We start from the raw sequence: 17343 nt of genomic DNA on the forward strand, positions 1-17343 counted from the left end.
ATGGGATGGAGCGGGCTTAGGCAATTCGGTTGCTCAGCCTCCCGGGCTCGGGGTGGGCGCGGGCTGCTGGCCTGCCTTCTCCTGGAGTTCCACCAGCTTGTTGATGGCGGCTTCCAGCTTGTCCTGTGCGGCGGCGTACTTGTTGAGGTCGCCGGACTTCAGGGCGGTCTGCGCTTCGGAGAAGGCCTGCTTGACGTCGTTGATCGCCTGCTGGATGCTCGGCGACGCGGTCGTCGGCGGCTGCTGCCCGGTGTCCGGCGAACCGGAGTCGGCGTCCTGTTCGGGGACGTCCGTGCCGGGCTTGAGGATCTGCTTCAGCGCGTCCTCGAAGGTGGTGGCGAACCCGATCTGGTCGCCGAAGGAGACGAGCACCCAGCCGAGGACGGGGTACTGCGCTCCGGAGGCGGCCTGCTGGTAGACGGGCTGGACGTACATGAAGCCGTCGGCGAAGGGCAGCGTCAGCAGGTTTCCGTAGACGACCTGGGTGGTGCTTCCCTGGGGCCGGTTGAGGATGGGCGCCGCCTGCTCGTTGCCCTTGAAGGCGTTCTGCATCTGGGTGGGTCCCCAGATGGGCACCTCGCGCGGCACCTGGAGGAGTCTCAGCTGGCCGAAGTCCGGGGATTCGGGGTTGCTGTTGGCCGACAGGTAGCCGGTGAGGTTGTTGCCGTTGCGGGCCACGTACGTCGAGGTCAGCGCGAAGTTCGGGGCTTCGGGCTGGCTCTTGCCGTCCTTGGACGGCATCTGGATGGTCAGGTAGTACGGCGGCTCGGTGATGTCCTTCTCGGTCGGGTCGACCGGGACCTCCCAGTAGTCCTGCCCGCTGTAGAAGCCCGCCGCGTCCGTCACGTGGTACTTCGACAGCACGCCCCGCTGGACCTTGAAGATGTCCTCGGGGTAGCGGATGTGGGAGTAGATCGCCCCCTCCATCGCCGTCTTCAGGTCGGCCTTGGGCTTGACGGTGCCGGGGAACGCCTTGCTCCAGGTCTTGAGGACGGGGTCCTTCTCGTCCCAGGCGTAGAGCGTGACGGTGCCGTCGTAGGCGTCGACCGTGGCCTTCACCGAGTTGCGGATGTAGTTGATGTCGTCACGGCGCTGCGTGCCGACGGAGGGCCGCTCGGTGTTGCTGTCGCGGGTGAGGTCCTGCAGGTTGACCCGCTCGGAGTAGGGGTAGCCCGCGGAGGTCGTGTAGGCGTCGACGACCCAGACGACCCGGCCTCCGGCGGCGACCGGGTAGGCGTTGCTGTCGACGGTCAGCCACGGCGCGGCCTTCTGGACCCGCTCGCGGGGGGAGCGGTCGTAGAGGATGCGGGACTTCTCGTTGATCTGGCCGGACAGCAGGATGTTGCGGTCCTGGAACTTCAGGGCGTAGGCCACCCGGTTGGCGAAGGAGTCCATCTTCACGCCGCCGGTGCCGGAGTAGATCGTCTCCTGGTCCGGCGGGTAGTCCAGTTCCTTCTGGTTGCCGACGATGGAGTACTGCGGCGACTGCTCGCCGAAGTAGACCTGCGGCTTGTCGACCTTCAGCCGGCAGGAGCCGTCCTCGAGCTTGTCCGAGCAGTCCTGGGGCATGCCGTAGGTCTGGTAGACCGGGCCCTTGCTCTCGGGGTCGACCTCGTTGCCCTTGGCCGAGACGAAGCCGTAGCCGTGGGTGTAGGTGAGGTGCTCGTTGACCCAGCCGGACTGGCTGCTCGGCGGGCCGGTCAGCTCGCGGACCGCCACGAGGGTGTCCTGCTTGTTGCCGTCCTTGTCGGGGTAGCGGTCGATGTCCAGCGGGTTGGCGAAGTCGTAGAAGCCCTGGAGCTGCTGCTGCTGGCGGAAGGTGGGCGACAGCAGCGCCGGGTCCAGCAGCCGGACGTTCGGGAGCGTCTTGGAGTACTCCTCGAGCTCCTTGGTCCCCGGCTGCTTGGTGGGCGCGTAGTTCTGCCCCTCCAGTCCGCTGACGCCGAAGGCGTTCCGTGTCGCCTTGATGTTGCGGTCGATGTAGGGGCTCTCCTTGGCCAGCTCGTTCGGCTTGACCTGGAACTGCTGGATCAGCAGCGGGTAGACCCCGCCCAGCAGGATCGCCGACAGGACGAGCAGGCCGAACCCGACGCCGGGCAGCATCATGCCGCGCCGCCAGATGTTGACGAAGAACAGGATCGCGCAGATCAGCGCGATCGCGGCCAGGATGGTCTTGGCCGGCAGCACCGCGTTCACGTCGGTGTAGCCGGGGCCGGTGACCCGGCCGCGCTCGGAGTAGGCCAGGCCCCACCGGTCGAACCAGTAGGCGACGGCCTTCAGCAGCACGAACAGGCCGACGAGCACCGACAGGTGGGCGCGGGCCGAGGAGCTGGCCTTGTCGCCGGGACCCTGCAGCCGCAGGCCCCCGTACAGGTAGTGGACGGCGACCGCCGTCAGGATCGACAGGACGACCATGACGAACACGAAGCCGAGGATGAGCCGCAGGAACGGGTAGACGAACACGAAGAACGAGATGTCCATCCCGAACTGCGCGTCCTTCTCGCCGAACGGGGTCCGGTTCATGAACGCCAGCCAGGTGCCCACCTGGCCCGCCGCGGACAGCCCGCTGAACAGGCCGATCGCGCCGAGCAGGGTGTACAGGACGGCCTTGCGGTGCGGGTCGACGCTCGTGCGGTAGCGCTCCAGGCCCTGCTGCTCCACCGAGACCGGCCGGTAGGCGGGCCGCAGCCGGTAGGCGATCACCATGTTGGCGCCGACCGCCAGGGCCATCAGCAGGCCTCCGCTGAAGAACAGCAGCACCTTGGTCTTCATCTGGGTCGTGAAGACCTTGGAGAACCCGTCACCGAGCGATCGGTACCACAACAGGTCCGTCCATACGCCGGCGAACACGAAGAACAGCGCTATGAGCACCGCCAAAGTGATCAGCACGGGGGCCAGCAGTCTGGGGCCGCGACCGGGGAGACGTCTTCCCGGGCCGGGATTTCGGAAGCTCAACGCTTCCCTCCGATTCTCAAGTTCCTGTCGGCTCTACTAGGCAACTTATCGACAGCTCGTACGGTTCCCGATCGAACCACCGCTCAGGCGGCGGAAGAATAACAGCATGACCGCACTGGAAGAGACCGTGAAAAGCATCGAGCAGCAGACCGGGTGGGACGGGCCGCCCCAGTTGTTCGCGCTCGTGGAGACCGCCGAGTTGCTGAAAGTCCAGCCGGAGCTGGCGGATCAGCTCGGGTTCGAGGACGGCGACGGGTTCACGGCGGTCGATCAGGGAGAGCTTCCCGACGAGGATATCGGGGCGCTGCTGCCCGGCATCGTGTGGCCGGAGAGCGTGACCGGATGCGCGCTGGCGATGGTGCGGATCACCCTGCCGCCGGAGGTCGAGGAGCAGATCCCGGACGGCGAGGACGCCGTCGCCTGGGCCGTGGCGCATCCGCTGCACGAGGAGCTGAAGATCGTGGTGGGGGTGCTGCGGGACGGCACGAGGCACGCGGTGCTGCGCATCCGCCGCCACGAGGACGAGCTGCTGTCGGCCGAGGACCTGGTGCCGGACCTGGCCGAGGCCCTGTCGCAGACGCTCCTGCCGGACGAGTAGGGAGGGGTCAGGAGGAGCAGCTCGGGACGGCGCCCTGACCGCTCTGCAGGTTCTGCAGAGCCTTCACGGCCCCGTCCATGGTCTCGGCCTTGACCAGGCGCAGGCCGTCGGGGGCCGCGGCGGCCGCCTCGTCGCAGTTCCCCGCGGGGACGAGGAAGACCGTGGCCCCCGCCTCCTTGGCGCCGATCATCTTCTGCTGGATCCCGCCGATCGCGCCGACCTTGCCGTCCACGGTGATCGTGCCGGTGCCGGCGATGAACTTCCCGCCGGTCAGGTCGCCCGGGGTGAGCAGGTCGTAGATGCCCAGCGAGAACATCAGGCCGGCGCTGGGCCCGCCGATGTCGCCGACGCTGATGTTGACGTCGATCGGAAAGACGTAGCGGTCGCCCAGGACCACTCCGATGACCGCCCTGTTCGCGTCGTCGGGCGCCGGGGCCGTGGTCAGGGAGACCTTCTGCTCCTTGCCGTCCCTGCGGATGGTCAGCTCGACGGTCTGGCCCGGCTTGTACTTCTTCAGCTCGCCGGTGACCGCCGTCGTCCGGTCGGTCTTCGTCCCCTCGACGGCGAGGATCTCGTCGCCCGGCTTGAGCACCCCGTCCGCGGGCAGGCCCTTCTCGGCCGACTGGACGGCCGGGACGGTGGAGGGCTTGCGGCCCGTCTGCACCAGCGCGGCGGCCACGGAGGTCTGCTGGGAGTCCTCCATCTGGAGGGTGTTCTGCTGCTCGACCTCCTCCACCGTCTCGTTCTTGGGGAAGATCGTCTCCTGCGGGACCACGGCGCGCTCGTCGTTGAGCCAGTCGCGCAGCGCCGTGAACAGGCTCAGCGGCCGCTTGGGGCCGCCGGTGTAGGCGACGGTGGTGAAGTTGAGGTGCCCGCTCGCCGGATAGGTCTGGGCGCCTTCGACCTCGATCAGCGGCTTCTTGGTCTCGGGATTGGCCCCGATGGTGTTCATGGTCGGCCCCGGCCGCAGCGAGACGTACGGCACCGGCATGAGCGCTCCGGCGACCGCCAGGACCAGCACCAGTACGGCGACCAGTCCGAGAGTCAGCGCCCTGCGGTGCGAACGCCGACCGTTGTCCTTCTCCACGGCATGGGTGACCATGCGGGCAAGCTTATTGCCCGTTTCAGCAGGCACCGACCCATTCCGAGCCGCCATCGGCGAACTCCTGGTACTTCCAGATCGGGACTTGGTGCTTGAGGTCGTCGATGAGGCGGCGGCAGGCGGCGAACGCCTCGCCCCGGTGCGGCGCCGCGGCGGCCACGACGACGGCGAGGTCGCCGATCTCCAGCTCGCCGACCCGGTGGACGGCGGCCAGTGCGGTCACCGGGAAGTCCGCGGCGACCTTCTCCATGACCTCGCGCAACCGGTCGAGGGCGGTGGGGTGGGCGCTGTAGGTGAGCCGGACGACCTCCTTGTCGGCCTGCTCCTCCTGGGCGCGGTCGTGGTCGCGGACGGACCCGATGAAGAAGGCGGTCCCTCCGGCGGCGTGGTCCCGCACGGAGCCGACCACCTCGTCGACGGAGAGCGGCTCGTCGCGGACGTCCAGCAGTCTGATGACAGTCACGACGTCGAAAATACCGTCACAGGCGGCGTTTCCTGCGGGCGCGGCGGACAGCGGCCGCGGCGCCGATCACCGCGACGGTGGCGCCCGCGGCGGTGGCCATGGTCGCCTCCTTGCCGCCGACCCTGCGGCCGACCACGGCGAGCCGCCCTCCGGACTCCTGGAGCAGGGCCTTCAGGGCGGTCTCGTTGTCGTAGCGGGGCCGCCAGCCGGCCTCGCGCAGCTTGGCGCAGTCGACGACCCACGGGTAGACGACGTAGTAGAGGTCGGTGGCGGGGGCCGGGGTGAGGCCGAGGCGGTGCAGCCGCTGGGCGGTGCCGAAGGTGAGGGAGGCGGGCAGTTCGAAGCTGCGCTTGCCGGTGATCGCCTCGATGGCGGCGGCGTCCAGCCAGCCGTCGCAGCCGACCGCGACCGCCCCGGAGACCTCGCCGAGCGCGGCCAGTTCCAGCGCGTTCACCAGATCGTCCACGTGGCAGAACTGCCAGTGCGGCGGCACTCCCTTGGCGGCGAGCAGGCGGGGCGCCTCGAAGTGGCGGGTGGCCACGGTGTCGACGCCGGGGCCGGCCAGGACCGCGGGGCGCAGGACGACGACCTCCACGCCGGGGTGGGGGGTGGAGGCCGTCAGCTCCTCGATCTCCAGGAGGTCGCCGACGACGCTGCTGTCGGGTTCGGCCCGCAGCGGGGAGTCCTCGGGCAGCGGGACCGGGTTGGCGGCGGCCGCGCCGTAGACGGCGGCCGAGGTGACCAGGACGAGCCTGCCGACCCCCGCGGCGGTGGACGCGGCCAGGACCGTCTGCGCTCCGCGCACGTTGTAGGTGCGGCGCTCCCTGGGCTCGGTGTCGGGCGAGCGGTCCACGTCGGTGTGCACCAGGACGTCCACGCCCTCCAGCCGCCGGGCCAGCAGCGGGTCCCGGACGTCCACCATCCGCCAGGTGACCCCGGTGATCCCGGGCAGTTCGCCGCGCTCGTCGTCCAGCGCGACGACCTTGGCGAAGCGCCCCGACTCGGCGAGCCGGACGGTGAGCGCCCGGCCGACTCCGGAGGCGGCGCCGGTGACCGCGACGACCCTCCCGGCTCCTGTGCTCATGGCGAACGTTCCTTCCCCCGGACACGGCACGCTCTCAAGAACGACTACCTTGAGGTTATGGCCTTTCCTCGCAGCCTAAGGCGATTCTGATGGGTGACACTCCTTTCGGCTTCAACCGGCCCTCCGACGACGAGGGCGACGGCACACCCGGCCGTGATCCTTTCGGGATGGGTTTCGGGGGCGGCGTCCCCGGAAGCGGTGACATGAACCAGTTCGCGGCGATGCTCCGGCAGTTCGCCGACATGCTGAGCGGCATGGGCACGCCCTCCGGCGGCGGCCCGGTCAACTGGGAGATGGTGAAGAACATCGCCCGGCACGTGGTCGTCGAGGGCGGCGACCCCTCGATCGTGGCGGCCGAGCGCAGCCAGGTGGTCGAGGCTCTACGGCTGGCCGACCTGTGGCTGGACGAGGGCACGGTGCTCCCCGCGGGCATCACCACCCCCCAGGCCTGGAGCAGGTCGGAATGGCTGGAGGCGACGATCCCGGTCTGGGAGAAGCTCGTCGACCCGATCGCCGAGCGCATGGTCGACACGATGGGCGGGGCGATGAGCGGTCCCGGCGGCGAGCTGCCGCCGGAGATGGCCGCCATGGCCGGCCCGCTGATCGGCATGGTCAAGCAGATGTCCGGGGCGATGGTCGGCGGCCAGGCCGGGCAGGCGCTGGGCGCGCTCGCCCGGGAGGTGATCGGCTCGGCCGACATCGGCCTGCCGCTCGCCCCCGGCGGGGTCGGCGCGCTGCTGCCCGCCGGGGTCGCCTCGTTCGCCGAGGGGCTGGAGATCCCCTCCGACGAGGTCAGGCTCTACCTTGCCCTGCGAGAGGCGGCCCACCAGCGGCTGTTCGCCCACGTCCCGTGGCTGCGCCCGGCGCTGCTGAGCGCCGTCGAGGACTACGCCCGCGGCATCCGCGTGGACCTGTCCGGCCTGGAGGAGAAGATCGCGGGCCTGGACCTCGCCGACCCCGAGGCGATCCAGGAGGCTCTGGGCGGCGAGATCCAGCTCACCCCGGAGGAGACGCCCGAGCAGAAGCTGGCCCTGTCCCGGCTGGAGACCCTGCTGGCCCTGGTCGAGGGCTGGGTGGGCACGGTCGTGGCGGACTCGTCGAAGGACCGGCTGCCCAGCGCGGGCCGGCTGGCCGAGGCGGTCCGGCGGCGCCGGGCCACCGGGGGTCCGGCCGAGCGCACCTTCGCCACGCTGGTCGGGCTGGAGCTGCGGCCCCGGCGGCTGCGCGAGGCCGAGGCGCTGTGGCGGTCGCTGACCGAGCTCAAGGGCGCCGAGGACAGGGACCGGCTGTGGTCGCACCCTGACCTTCTGCCCACCGCGGACGACCTGGAGAACCCCGATTCCTTCCTGAACCCGGAGGAACTGGAGCTCGATCTGTCGAAGCTGCACCAGACCCCCGCTCCCGAGGAGCCCGGCGCTGACGGCCCCGACTCCCCCGAGGGCAAGTGACCGACCTGCACGCCGACGTCGTCCGGGTCCTGGAGGGCTGGAAGCCTCCCTTCGGGGACCCGGACGCCCGGAACGCCCAAGATGAGGTCAGGCGGGAGTTCCTGGCCCACATGGCCCGCCATCCCGACGGTGTGTGGCGCGAGTGCCGGCCCGGCCACATCACGGCCAGCACCCTGGTGGTCAATTCGGCGCGGACCGAGGTGCTGCTGACCCTGCACCGCAAGATCGGCGGCTGGCTGCAGCTGGGCGGCCACTGCGAGCCGCAGGACGCCTCGCTGGCCGCCGCCGCGCTGCGGGAGGCCGCCGAGGAGTCCGGGATCGAGGGGCTCGTGCTCTCCGACGGGCCGGTCCAGCTGGACAGGCACCGGGTGCGCTGCCATCCGGAGGGCTCCTGGCATCTGGACGTGGAGTACCTGGCCTTCGCCCCGGAGGGCGCGCTGCACCGGATCAGCGAGGAGTCCGAGGACCTGCGCTGGTTCCCGGTGGACGCCCTGCCGGAGTCCGCCGATCACGTGGTGCGGTCGCTGGTCACCCGCGCGCTGGAGTACTGAGCAGCAGCCTGGTGTTCTCCCAGCCCTCCAGCCCGGGGTCCAGCAGCCGCACGTCGGCGGGGGCGCGCAGCCGGTGCCAGCCGGGTCCCCGCTGGACCTGGCCGGGGAACTCGGCGGCCGCCCGCAGCCGGGCCAGCGCGTCGGGGGTGTCGAGGGTGGTCTCCTCGAGCGCCTCCGCCAGCCAGGACGGCAGCGGCAGCCGGACGGCCAGGGCGACCAGTCCCTCGTCCGCGGGGCAGACCGCGGCGGGAGCCCGGCCCAGGGCGCGGAAGAGCTTGCCGATCATCAGTCCTGGCAGGTCCGGCGCGTCGGGGGCGAGCACGACGGCCTCGGTCGCCCCCGACGCGGCCAGGGCGTCCAGGGCCTCCAGCGGGGTATGCGCGGTGAGCACCGGCGTACCGGGCCAGGTCAGCTCCTCGGCCTCGGCGCGCAGCGGCTCGGGCGCGGCCATGACGGCCCGGACGTGGTCCAGGCTCTCGGCCAGCTCGTAGACGTCCTCCAGCAGGGCCCGCCGGTAGGCGCCGGGGTCGACGCCCGGCGGAGCCTGGGCCCGGCCGGATCCGGCCAGGACCGCCACATGCCTCAACCGGTGGCCTCGAGGTTCCGCGCCGCCGTGACCCCTTCGAGGTAGCCGCGGGCCCGCTCGGTCTTGGGGTAGCGGTCGACCAGCTTCCAGAAGGCGGCGTTGTGGCTGGGCTCCAGGAGGTGGGCGAGCTCGTGCACGAGGATGTAGTCGACGACCCACACCGGCATGCCCCGCAGCATGCTGGAGATGCGGATGGTGCGGTCCTCCGGGGTGCACGAGCCCCACCGGCTGCGCTGGTTGCCCACCCACCGCACGCTGCTGGGCACGGCTTCGCCGTCCAGGTAGCGGTGGGAGAGCTCCATGGCCCGTTCCATCAGCCCGGCGTCGCCGGTCGGCGGGCGGCTGCGCCGCTCCCTGCCGTCCAGGCGCTCCAGGATGCGGGCGATCTCGTACTCCTCCTCGGCCTTGCTCAGGCTGGAGGGCAGCATCACGATGGTCTTCTCGCCGTCACGATAGGCCGACACGGTTCTCCGGCGTCGGGGGCTACGGCGAACCTCGACGTTGGGGGGCACATGCGCAACCGTAGCTGAAACTTTGCGTTTTCCACAGGGGTCAAAACACGTTTTTGCAGGTCATACTTGATGACAGCCCCATATCCCCAGAGGTTGTCCACAGGACACGATCTCCAGCAGTAAATGATCACTTACATTTACTTCCCGTGATTGTGGCGTGAACAGCCCTTTATCGCGGACAATGAACCCTGTGAGCGATCTTCCCCTTCGCGCGGTGACGCGCACCGCCAAACTCGCCTCCCTCCCCCTCGGCTTCGCCGGCCGCACCGCTCTGGGCATCGGAAAGAAGACCTTCGGCAGGTCGGCGGAGGCCGTCGCCACGCAGATCCAGGCCCGTACCGCCGAGCAGCTGTTCAAGGTCCTCGGCGAGCTCAAGGGCGGGGCCATGAAGTTCGGACAGGTGATGTCGATCTTCGAGGCGGCGCTGCCGCCCGAGATCGCCGGCCCCTACCGGGCCACCCTGACCCGGCTCCAGGAGGCGGCGCCGCCGATGCCGGTGACGACCGTCCACAAGGTGCTGGCCGAGAGCCTGGGCCCGGACTGGCAGGAGGAGTTCCAGTCCTTCGACGACAGGCCCGCCGCCGCCGCGTCCATCGGACAGGTGCACAAGGCCGTCTGGAAGGACGGGCGAGAGGTCGCGGTCAAGGTCCAGTACCCGGGTGCGGGAAAGGCGCTGATCAGCGACTTCAACCAGCTCTCGAGAATGGGCAAGCTGGTCGGGGTGCTCTTCCCCGGCGCCGATATGAAGACCATTCTGGAGGAGCTGAAGGACCGGGTCAGGGAGGAGCTCGACTACACCGTCGAGGCCGCCTCGCAGCAGGCCTTCGCCGAGGCCTACCGCGATGATCCCGACTTCCTCGTCCCCGAGGTCGTCGCCCAGTCCGGCACCGTCCTGGTGACCGAGTGGATCTACGGCACCCCGCTGTCGAAGATCATCACCGACGGGACCAAGAAGGAGCGGGACCGGGCCGGGCTCCTGTTCGCCCGCTTCCTGTTCTCCGCCCCCACCCGCTGCGGCCACCTGCACGCCGACCCCCACCCCGGCAACTTCCGGCTCATGGAGGACGGGCGCCTGGGCGTCATCGACTTCGGCGCCGTCGACCGGCTGGAGGGCGGCTTCCAGGAGGGGATCGGCGCCCTCATGCGGATCGGCACGCTGGGCGACCCCGACATGATCGTGAAGGCCTGCCGGGCCGAGGGCATCATCCGCGAGGGCGTGGACGTCGACGGAGAGCAGCTCGCCGCCTTCATCGAGCCGATGGCCCTCCCCCTGAAGTCCGAGACCTTCCAGTTCAGCCGGGAGTGGCTGCGCGACCAGGCCGCCCGCGTCACCGATCTGCGGCCCGACAACGTCGTGCGCTACCTCAACCTGCCCAAGGACTACGTCCTGGTGCACCGGACGGTGGGGCTGGGCACCGGGGTGCTGTGCCAGCTGGAGGCCGAGGGCCCGTTCCGGGGCGAGGCCCTGGCCTGGGTGAAGGGCTTCGCCGGCGAGTGAGCCGACGGGAACGGCCCCGGCGAGCACCTTGGTCCAAGGGAGTCGCCGGGGCCGTTCTCTCTTCCTGGGAGGGCCCTGCCAGAGCGTCAGCCCCGGGCCATGAGGCCCGTGATCCGGCGCAGGGTGATCCCCGCCTCCTGGCGGGTGGCCCGGCCGGTGTCGGCGACCACCTTGCGCAGGGTCTCCCTGCGGGTGCGCCGGACCTCCGCGGCCCACTGGAGGGAGGCCAGCTCCTCCTCCAGCGCGCGTATTCGCTCGCGGCTGATCTCCACACTGAGCAAACTCATCTTCTTCTCTTCTTTCGGCGGGAGGGGTGACGGCCTGGCGGCCGTCACCCGCAGGGTCGTTCCGGCGACACTCGGCATGGTCATCACGCGGCGACTTCGTCGGGTGCCTGGTTCTTGCGCGGACGCCCACGCGGCCGCTTGCGGGCCACGATCTCGCCCCGGACGAACAGCTCGCCGCCCCAGACGCCCCACGGCTCGCGGCGCTCGAGCGCGCCGGCCAGGCAGCTCTTGCGGACCGGGCAGTCCGCGCACTGGGCCTTGGCGAGCTCCACGTCGGCGGGGGACTCGGCGAAGAACAGCTCGGGGTCGGTACGGCAGGGCAGGTCGTCAACAGCCGGGAAGGTCTGCTCGAGCCCCTGGATGAGGTTCACCCTCGGTCCTCTCGTTGGATCTCAACGTCTTGTCGTTCGAGGTTTTCCGGGCCTTGCTGTTTTCGGGGAAAACAAAAGGGCCGCGGATCCGGTGTCTGGATCCGCGGCCCTGAAGGTCTCGCCGGTGGGTTAGACCGGTGGTCTCTCCGGATACGGAGCCAGCACAGTGCGACGCTCGATAGGCGTCGGAGCGTGGTGTGCGAAGGCGTCGACGGACATGCCATTCCTGACGTGTTCGTTCAGTCCCCGCCACTTTTGCGCCGTCACGACATCGCCGCCCAGCAGGACGGAACCGCCATAAGCAAGATCACTTACAGACAGGCATGACTGCTGCGCACCCATGGCGAAAGCGGCGATGCGGGTCGCTTTGTTCAGGGTTCCCATGTCGCCACCTCCTTCGGGTTCGCGGTCTCACGCGCCGGGCGCGGACCTGTCTTCAGTGCTGCGTTGAGCCTACGAGAAGCCGGGGAAACCAATCAAGTTATTTTTGAGCTGCGGTTTTGTGGCTGATCGCACTCGCGATCTGTCGAACTTTTACGACATTTCACGCATCGAAGGGATGCTTGAGATCGCCCTGCTCTCCCCGTACCCGGATCAGCCCCTCCTGCATCACCGAGACCACCAGCTCGCCGGTCCGGGTGAACACCTGGCCCCGGGCCAGGCCGCGCGCGCCGCCCGCCGACGGGGTCTCCTGGGCGTACAGCAGCCAATCGTCGGCGCGGAACGGGCGGTGGAACCACATGGCGTGGTCCAGGCTGGCCCCGATCGTGCGGGCGTCGCCCCACGCCAGCCCGTGGTTGAGCAGGACGGTGTCGAGCAGCGTCATGTCCGAGGCGTACGTCATCAGGCAGACGTGCAGCAGCGGGTCGTCCGGGAGCTCGTCGTTGGTCTTCAGCCACACCAGGGACTCCCGGGTGGCCAGCTCCGGCTTGCCGGCGGCCTCGTAGGTCAGCGGCGTGGCGTGCCGCAGGTCGAACGGGCGGCGCCGCTCGTACTCGTCGGCGACTTTCTTTCCGAAGAGGGCCTCGAACCTGTCCCGGGTGGTGGGCAGGGTCTCGGGGTCCGGCGCGGCCGGCATCTCGACCATGTGCTCGGGACCCGGCTCGGCGATCTGGAAGCTCGCCGACAGGGTGAAGATCGCCTTCCCGTGCTGGATCGCGCTGACCCGGCGGGTGCTGAAGGAGCGGCCGTCCCTCACCCGCTCGACGGTGTAGACGATCGGCACCAGCGGGTCGCCCGGCCGGATGAAGTAGGCGTGCAGGGAGTGCACCTGCCGGCCCACCGGCACCGTCCGGCCCGCCGCCACCAGCGACTGGCCCGCGACCTGGCCGCCGAAGACCCGCTGCTGGGGGTCCTCGGGGCTGTTGCCGCGGAAGATGTCGTCCTCGATCTGCTCGAGATCGAGGATGTCCAGCAAGTTCTGCAACGGCTTGTTCACAGAGCCAGTCTGGCAAAGAGAGGGGCGTCAGTCCTCTTCAGGGGCCTGCGAGAAAGGTCTCAGCCGGATCAGCCGCCCTCAGGGATCCGCGACGAAGATCTCACCCGGCTCCTCGCCCCGGCACAGCGCCAGCACGGCCGAGGCGTACTTCTCCAGCTTGACCGCGCCCATCCCGCCGACCCGGGCCAGCTCGGCCGGCGTCACGGGGCACTGCTCGGCGATCGCCTGGAGCGTCGCGTCGGTGAAGACCACGAAGGCCGGGACCTTCTCCGCCCCCGCCGTCCGGGCCCGCCAGTCCTTGAGCGCCTCGAGCAGCTCCTCGTCGATCGCCACCGGGCAGGCCTCGCACCGCCCCAGCTTGCGCTCGACCGGCTTGAGCAGCGACCTGCCGCAGACCCGGCACGGGACCGGGCCGCGCGAGAGCGCGGGACGCGCCGCGGGCTCGGCCCTGGCCGGACCAGGGGCGGCCGCGCGCGACGCGGAGCCCGCGATGCCCTCGAGGAACCGGCAGATTCGGCGGTTCCGCCGCTGACCAGGCGAACGGGCCTGCGCCCAGGAGAGCGTCAGGTGCCGCCTGGCCCTGGTGATCCCCACGTAGAGCAGCCGCCGCTCCTCCTCGATCTCCTCCGGGGTCTCGGCGTAGATGATCGGCAGCGTGCCGTCCGCGAGCCCCGCCAGGAACACCGCGTCCCACTCCAGGCCCTTGGCCGCGTGCAGGGAGGCCAGGGTGACGCCCTCCAGCGGAGGGGCGTGCTGGGCCGCGGCCCGCTCCTCCAGCTCGGCCACGAACCGGGGCAGCCTCGCGTCCGGCTCGGCCATCGCCATGTCCTCGGCGAGCTGGGAGAGCGCGGCCAGCGACTCCCACTTCTCGCGCACCGCGCCGCCGCCCTCCGGCGCCCGCTCGGTGAAGCCGCACCCCGCCAGCACCGCCCTGACCTGGTGGATCAGGCCCAGTCCGTCCAGCTCGGCGTCGCCGCCCGACCGTGCCGCGCCGCGCAGCCGCACCACGGCCTCGCGGACGGCGGGGCGCTCGAAGAACCGCTCGGCGCCGCGCAGCACGTACGGCACCCCCGCGTCGGCGAAGGCCTGCTCGAACGCCTGCGACTGGGCGTTGATCCGGAAGAGCACCGCGATCTCGCGGGCCGGGACGCCGCCGTCGATGAGCGCGGCCGCCCTGCGCGCGACCTCCTGGGCCTCGGCGACCTCGTCCTCGTAGGAGGCGAAGGCGGGCTCGGGGCCGTCCGGCTGCTGGGCGATCAGTTCCAGACGCTGCGGCGACCGCTTCAGCAGCTCGTTGGCCAGCCGCACCACCTGGGGCGTGGAGCGGTAGTCGCGCACCAGCCGCACCACGGCTGCCTCGGGGTACTCGGCGGTGAAGTTCAGCAGGAACCCCGGGGTGGCCCCGGTGAAGGAGTAGATCGTCTGGCTCGGATCGCCGACGACGCACAGCTCCCTGCGCTTGCCCAGCCAGCCCTCCAGCAGCATCTTCTGCAGCGGGTTGACGTCCTGGTACTCGTCGACCACGAAGTAGCGGTACTGGTCGTGCACCGCCCGGGCCATGTCCGGGTAGTCCGCCAGCATCGCGGCGGTGATCTCCAGCATGCCCTCGAAGTCCAGGAGGTTGCGCTCCCGGCGCAGCTCCTCGTACATGACGTACAGCCGGGCGACGTCCACCACGTCCATGGGGGGTTTGCGGCCCTGCTTGGCGATGGTCCCCGCGTAGTCCTCCGGGCGGGTCTGGGTGACCTTCGCCCACTCGATCTCGCCCGCCACGTCCCGCAGCTCGGTGCGGCCCAGAGACAGCCGGCAGGCGCGGGCGGCGTCGGCCACCAGGGCGAGCTTCGACTCGATCAGCCGGGGCGGCTCCCCGCCGATCGTGCGCGGCCAGAAGTAGAGCAGCTGCTTGTAGGCGGCGGCGTGGAACGTCCTGGCCTGGACGCCCGGCGCGCCCAGCGCCCGCAGCCGTCCGCGCAGCTCCCCGGCGGCCCGCGTGGTGAACGTCACGGCCAGCACGTTCTGCGGATTGACCCGCCCGGTCAGCACCGCGTACGCGATCCGGTGGGTGATCGCCCGCGTCTTTCCCGTCCCGGCCCCGGCCAGCACGCAGACGGGCCCGGTGACGGCCTCGGCGACCGCCCGCTGCTCCGGGTCCAGCCCCTTCAGCACGGCCTGTGCGTCCATGCCTCCATACTCCCAGCCGCCACCGGCGCCCGTGACCCGCCTGTGGACGGGAATGACCCGCAGCTCGGCCGCGTTCCGGTTCTGGCAGGATGAAATCCCCTCGAGGAACAGGACCCTTCATGAGCACGACCGGCCGGCTGACCATGTACACCACCCCGTGGTGCGGTTTCTGCAAGCGGCTGAAGGCCCAGCTCTCCCGGGAGGGCATCGAGATGTTCGAGATCGACATCGAGCAGGACACGGCCGCCGCCGAGTACGTCATGAGCGTCAACGGGGGGAACATGACCGTTCCGACCGTCGTCTACCCCGACGGCAGCGCCGCCACCAACCCCAGCGCCAAGGTCGTCAAGGCCAAGATGGAGCGCCTCGGGCTCATCAGCCCGTCCTGACCCCGGCCTGGGCGGGCGCCGCCCGCCCGTGCCTCACAGGCCCCAGCTGCCGGGGAGTTCGCCGCCGTACCAGTGCTCCAGGAGCTGGCGGGCGATGGAGACCTTGCCCGGAAGGACCAGCTCGCCGGCGCGGACGGCCGCGAGCAGCTCCTTCCGGGCGTACCAGCGGGCCTGGGCGATCTCGCTCTCCTCCAGGAGCAGCTCCTGGGGGCCGGGCGCGTGGCAGGTGAAGCCGAGCATGAGGCTCTGCGGCAGCGGCCAGGGCTGGCTGCCCAGGTAGTGCACGTCCTCCACCACCAGGCCGACCTCCTCCCTGACCTCGCGCATCACGCCCTGCTCCAGCGACTCGCCCGGCTCCATGAAGCCGGCGAGCACCGAGGCGCGGCGCTCGGGCCAGGAGGCGCCCCGGGCCAGGAGCGCCCGGTCCTCGTCGTCCACCACCAGCATGATCACCGCCGGGTCCAGCCTCGGGTACTGCTCCATGCCGTCCTCGGGGCAGACCCTGACGTGGCCCGCCGCGACGACCTTGGTGGCGGCGCCGCAGCGGGGGCAGTACCGGTGGGTGGAGTGCCAGGCCGCCATCGCCACGGCGTGGGTCACCAGGCTGGACTCCAGGTCGTTCAGCAGCGCGCCGACACGGCGCAGGTCGGAGACGTCCACGCCGTCGCGCTCCGGCAGCGGCCCCACCACCGCGAAGTAGGCGTTCTTGTCCTCGTCGACGCCCAGGAAGACCCGCTCCCCCGCCGGGGCCCGGCGGGCCGAGGTGAAGGCGAGCGCGGGCCGCTCGGCCATCCGGACCGGAACCCTGCCGCGCTCGTCCACGACCAGGACGTGGGAGCCGGCCCAGGCGGCGGTGACCCAGTCCTCGTCCCGGCGGCGCTCGGCCACGCGGTCGAGTGTTCCGCGCGCCAACGCCAGCCAACCCAGAGACATGTCACTCTCCTACGACGGAAGATTACAAACTACCCAGCGTGCGGGACTCTCCCGACGTCGTATCTCCCCTGTCTACCCTGTGCGTGTGGCCATCTACATCGATCCGCCGATCTGGCGGGCACGGGGACGGTTGTGGTCCCATCTCATCAGCGACGTGACGTTCGACGAACTGCACGAGTTCGCGGGACGGCTGGGAGCGCCTCCGCGCGCCTTCGAGCGCGACCACTACGACATCCCCGACGAGGCTTACGACCGCGCGGTGCTGCTGGGCGCGCGGGCCGTGAGCTGCCAGGAGGTGCTGGGGCACCTGCGCAGGTCGGGTCTGCGCAGGCCGAAGTTCAGCCGCCCTCCTTCAGTGATCTGAGTTCGGCGCGGAGGTTGGCGCGCGCGTTCTCCTCGAAGCGGGCCCTTCCCGCCGGGGTGTGGAAGAGGGACGGCAGCGCGAGGAGCTGCTCCAGGACCGCGGCCCGTCCGGCGGCGAAGTACTCGTCGGGGACGAAGGCGTACTCCTCGCGTACGGCGCGCGTGTAGGCGGCGTACGTCTCGGGGTCCGCGCCGAGGACCGCCAGGTCGGCGTCGCAGAGGACCCGGCCGTCGCGGTCGCCGGGGTCGTGCGTCTTGGTCATGCGCACCAGGGCCGCCACCTCCCGTACCCGTTCCGGTTCCAGCGAGGTGTCGGCGAGCATGCGCTCGGCGAGGACGGCGCTGCGCTCCTCGTTGTCGTCGCGCTGCGGGTCGTAGACCGCGTCGTGGAACCAGGCGGCGAGGCGGACGACGTCGGGGTCCTCGGCCTCCTCCGCGAACTCGTCCACCAGGTCGAGCACCGACTTCAGGTGCTGGAGCGTGTGATAGCGCCGGTGCGGCTCGGCGTAGCATCCGACGAGTTCCTCACCGAGCCGCCGGGTGCTCTCACCTGCCAGGTCCGTCCAACGTGCCACGAGATCCAT

19 protein-coding genes are annotated in these 17343 nt (G+C 70.6%); 6 read left to right on the forward strand and 13 right to left on the reverse strand.

Annotated features, from left to right (window positions below; translation table 11 throughout):
• Window positions 1–33: 33 nt before the first annotated feature.
• Complete coding sequence (locus tag ABD327_RS07730; RefSeq protein ID WP_344449515.1) at window positions 34–2889, reverse strand: UPF0182 family membrane protein; 2856 nt, start codon at window positions 2887–2889, stop codon at window positions 34–36.
• 172 nt (window positions 2890–3061) lie between these two features.
• Here ABD327_RS07730 and ABD327_RS07735 point away from each other — a divergent pair, with 172 nt between their 5' ends.
• Complete coding sequence (locus ABD327_RS07735; protein WP_344449516.1) at window positions 3062–3553, forward strand: PPA1309 family protein; 492 nt, start codon at window positions 3062–3064, stop codon at window positions 3551–3553.
• Window positions 3554–3560: 7 nt separating this feature from the next.
• Here the strand turns inward: ABD327_RS07735 and ABD327_RS07740 are convergent, their stop codons facing one another.
• The 3 genes from ABD327_RS07740 to ABD327_RS07750 are packed head-to-tail and all read right to left on the reverse strand — an operon-like array spanning window position 3561 to window position 6202.
• Complete coding sequence (locus tag ABD327_RS07740) at window positions 3561–4655, reverse strand: YlbL family protein (RefSeq protein WP_344449517.1); 1095 nt, start codon at window positions 4653–4655, stop codon at window positions 3561–3563.
• A gap of 22 nt (window positions 4656–4677) precedes the next feature.
• Complete coding sequence (locus tag ABD327_RS07745; RefSeq protein WP_344449519.1) at window positions 4678–5118, reverse strand: molybdenum cofactor biosynthesis protein MoaE; 441 nt, start codon at window positions 5116–5118, stop codon at window positions 4678–4680.
• 16 nt (window positions 5119–5134) lie between these two features.
• Window positions 5135–6202, reverse strand: coding sequence for an NAD-dependent epimerase/dehydratase family protein (locus ABD327_RS07750; RefSeq protein WP_344449520.1), 1068 nt, complete (start codon window positions 6200–6202; stop codon window positions 5135–5137).
• An 89-nt stretch (window positions 6203–6291) separates the two neighbouring features.
• On the opposite strand from ABD327_RS07750, the gene ABD327_RS07755 reads away from it, so the two are divergent.
• Together ABD327_RS07755 and ABD327_RS07760 are read left to right on the forward strand one after the other, a co-directional pair.
• Window positions 6292–7650, forward strand: a complete 1359-nt coding sequence (locus ABD327_RS07755) for a zinc-dependent metalloprotease (protein ID WP_344449522.1) — start codon at window positions 6292–6294, stop codon at window positions 7648–7650.
• The gene (locus ABD327_RS07760; RefSeq protein WP_425547079.1) at window positions 7647–8201 is read left to right on the forward strand and encodes an NUDIX domain-containing protein; all 555 of its coding nucleotides are present in this window, start codon (window positions 7647–7649) and stop codon (window positions 8199–8201) included. Before ABD327_RS07755 ends, ABD327_RS07760 begins: the two co-directional genes overlap by 4 nt.
• Here ABD327_RS07760 and ABD327_RS07765 read toward each other — a convergent pair.
• Complete coding sequence (locus ABD327_RS07765) at window positions 8179–8778, reverse strand: glycosyltransferase family protein (RefSeq protein WP_344450104.1); 600 nt, start codon at window positions 8776–8778, stop codon at window positions 8179–8181. The genes ABD327_RS07760 and ABD327_RS07765 overlap by 23 nt on opposite strands.
• A 5-nt stretch (window positions 8779–8783) precedes the next feature.
• Window positions 8784–9299 carry a M48 metallopeptidase family protein gene (locus ABD327_RS07770; RefSeq protein ID WP_344449524.1) on the reverse strand — a complete coding sequence of 172 codons (516 nt, stop codon included), beginning with the start codon at window positions 9297–9299 and terminating at the stop codon, window positions 8784–8786.
• 190 nt (window positions 9300–9489) lie between these two features.
• Here ABD327_RS07770 and ABD327_RS07775 point away from each other — a divergent pair, with 190 nt between their 5' ends.
• Complete coding sequence (locus ABD327_RS07775) at window positions 9490–10797, forward strand: ABC1 kinase family protein (RefSeq protein ID WP_344449525.1); 1308 nt, start codon at window positions 9490–9492, stop codon at window positions 10795–10797.
• Between the two features lie 86 nt (window positions 10798–10883).
• Here the strand turns inward: ABD327_RS07775 and ABD327_RS07780 are convergent, their stop codons facing one another.
• The 5 genes from ABD327_RS07780 to ABD327_RS07800 all read right to left on the reverse strand — a co-directional run bounded on the left by ABD327_RS07780 (window position 10884) and on the right by ABD327_RS07800 (window position 15074).
• On the reverse strand, window positions 10884–11084 hold the full coding sequence (locus ABD327_RS07780; RefSeq protein WP_344449527.1) for a hypothetical protein: 201 nt from the start codon (window positions 11082–11084) through the stop codon (window positions 10884–10886).
• Window positions 11085–11167: 83 nt separating this feature from the next.
• Window positions 11168–11446, reverse strand: a complete 279-nt coding sequence (locus ABD327_RS07785) for a WhiB family transcriptional regulator (protein ID WP_344450105.1) — start codon at window positions 11444–11446, stop codon at window positions 11168–11170.
• A 138-nt stretch (window positions 11447–11584) separates the two neighbouring features.
• The gene (locus ABD327_RS07790; RefSeq protein ID WP_344449528.1) at window positions 11585–11839 is read right to left on the reverse strand and encodes a hypothetical protein; all 255 of its coding nucleotides are present in this window, start codon (window positions 11837–11839) and stop codon (window positions 11585–11587) included.
• Window positions 11840–11999: 160 nt separating this feature from the next.
• The gene (gene tesB, locus ABD327_RS07795; protein ID WP_344449529.1) at window positions 12000–12893 is read right to left on the reverse strand and encodes an acyl-CoA thioesterase II; all 894 of its coding nucleotides are present in this window, start codon (window positions 12891–12893) and stop codon (window positions 12000–12002) included.
• 78 nt (window positions 12894–12971) lie between these two features.
• Entirely contained in the window at window positions 12972–15074 is a 2103-nt protein-coding gene (locus tag ABD327_RS07800) for an ATP-dependent DNA helicase UvrD2 (protein ID WP_344449530.1), read from the reverse strand.
• 119 nt (window positions 15075–15193) lie between these two features.
• Between ABD327_RS07800 and ABD327_RS07805 the strand changes: the two genes are divergently transcribed.
• Window positions 15194–15463 carry a mycoredoxin gene (locus tag ABD327_RS07805; protein WP_344449531.1) on the forward strand — a complete coding sequence of 90 codons (270 nt, stop codon included), beginning with the start codon at window positions 15194–15196 and terminating at the stop codon, window positions 15461–15463.
• Window positions 15464–15496: 33 nt separating this feature from the next.
• On the opposite strand, the gene nudC is transcribed toward ABD327_RS07805, so the two are convergent.
• Entirely contained in the window at window positions 15497–16396 is a 900-nt protein-coding gene (nudC, locus tag ABD327_RS07810; RefSeq protein WP_344449532.1) for an NAD(+) diphosphatase, read from the reverse strand.
• A gap of 85 nt (window positions 16397–16481) precedes the next feature.
• Here nudC and ABD327_RS07815 point away from each other — a divergent pair, with 85 nt between their 5' ends.
• The gene (locus tag ABD327_RS07815) at window positions 16482–16760 is read left to right on the forward strand and encodes a DUF4031 domain-containing protein (RefSeq protein ID WP_344449533.1); all 279 of its coding nucleotides are present in this window, start codon (window positions 16482–16484) and stop codon (window positions 16758–16760) included.
• Here the strand turns inward: ABD327_RS07815 and ABD327_RS07820 are convergent.
• A complete protein-coding gene (locus ABD327_RS07820; protein WP_344449534.1) occupies window positions 16735–17343 on the reverse strand; it encodes an HD domain-containing protein in 609 nt (202 codons plus the stop codon). The two genes, ABD327_RS07815 and ABD327_RS07820, sit on opposite strands and share 26 nt — an antisense overlap.

The organism is Actinocorallia aurantiaca, assembly GCF_039533685.1.
Classification (GTDB): Bacteria; Actinomycetota; Actinomycetes; order Streptosporangiales; family Streptosporangiaceae; genus Actinocorallia; species Actinocorallia aurantiaca.

What these genes read in the sequence shown, in the direction of transcription:
- ABD327_RS07755 (WP_344449522.1), top strand. Translation starts at nt 6,292, where the DNA reads ATGGGTGACACTCCTTTCGGCTTCAACCGGCCCTCCGACGACGAGGGC.
- ABD327_RS07800 (WP_344449530.1), bottom strand. Translation starts at nt 15,074, where the DNA reads ATGGACGCACAGGCCGTGCTGAAGGGGCTGGACCCGGAGCAGCGGGCG.
- nudC (WP_344449532.1), bottom strand. Translation starts at nt 16,396, where the DNA reads ATGTCTCTGGGTTGGCTGGCGTTGGCGCGCGGAACACTCGACCGCGTG.
- ABD327_RS07750 (WP_344449520.1), bottom strand. Translation starts at nt 6,202, where the DNA reads ATGAGCACAGGAGCCGGGAGGGTCGTCGCGGTCACCGGCGCCGCCTCC.
- ABD327_RS07780 (WP_344449527.1), bottom strand. Translation starts at nt 11,084, where the DNA reads ATGAGTTTGCTCAGTGTGGAGATCAGCCGCGAGCGAATACGCGCGCTG.
- ABD327_RS07740 (WP_344449517.1), bottom strand. Translation starts at nt 4,655, where the DNA reads ATGGTCACCCATGCCGTGGAGAAGGACAACGGTCGGCGTTCGCACCGC.
- ABD327_RS07735 (WP_344449516.1), top strand. Translation starts at nt 3,062, where the DNA reads ATGACCGCACTGGAAGAGACCGTGAAAAGCATCGAGCAGCAGACCGGG.
- ABD327_RS07790 (WP_344449528.1), bottom strand. Translation starts at nt 11,839, where the DNA reads ATGGGAACCCTGAACAAAGCGACCCGCATCGCCGCTTTCGCCATGGGT.
- ABD327_RS07820 (WP_344449534.1), bottom strand. Translation starts at nt 17,343, where the DNA reads ATGGATCTCGTGGCACGTTGGACGGACCTGGCAGGTGAGAGCACCCGG.
- ABD327_RS07805 (WP_344449531.1), top strand. Translation starts at nt 15,194, where the DNA reads ATGAGCACGACCGGCCGGCTGACCATGTACACCACCCCGTGGTGCGGT.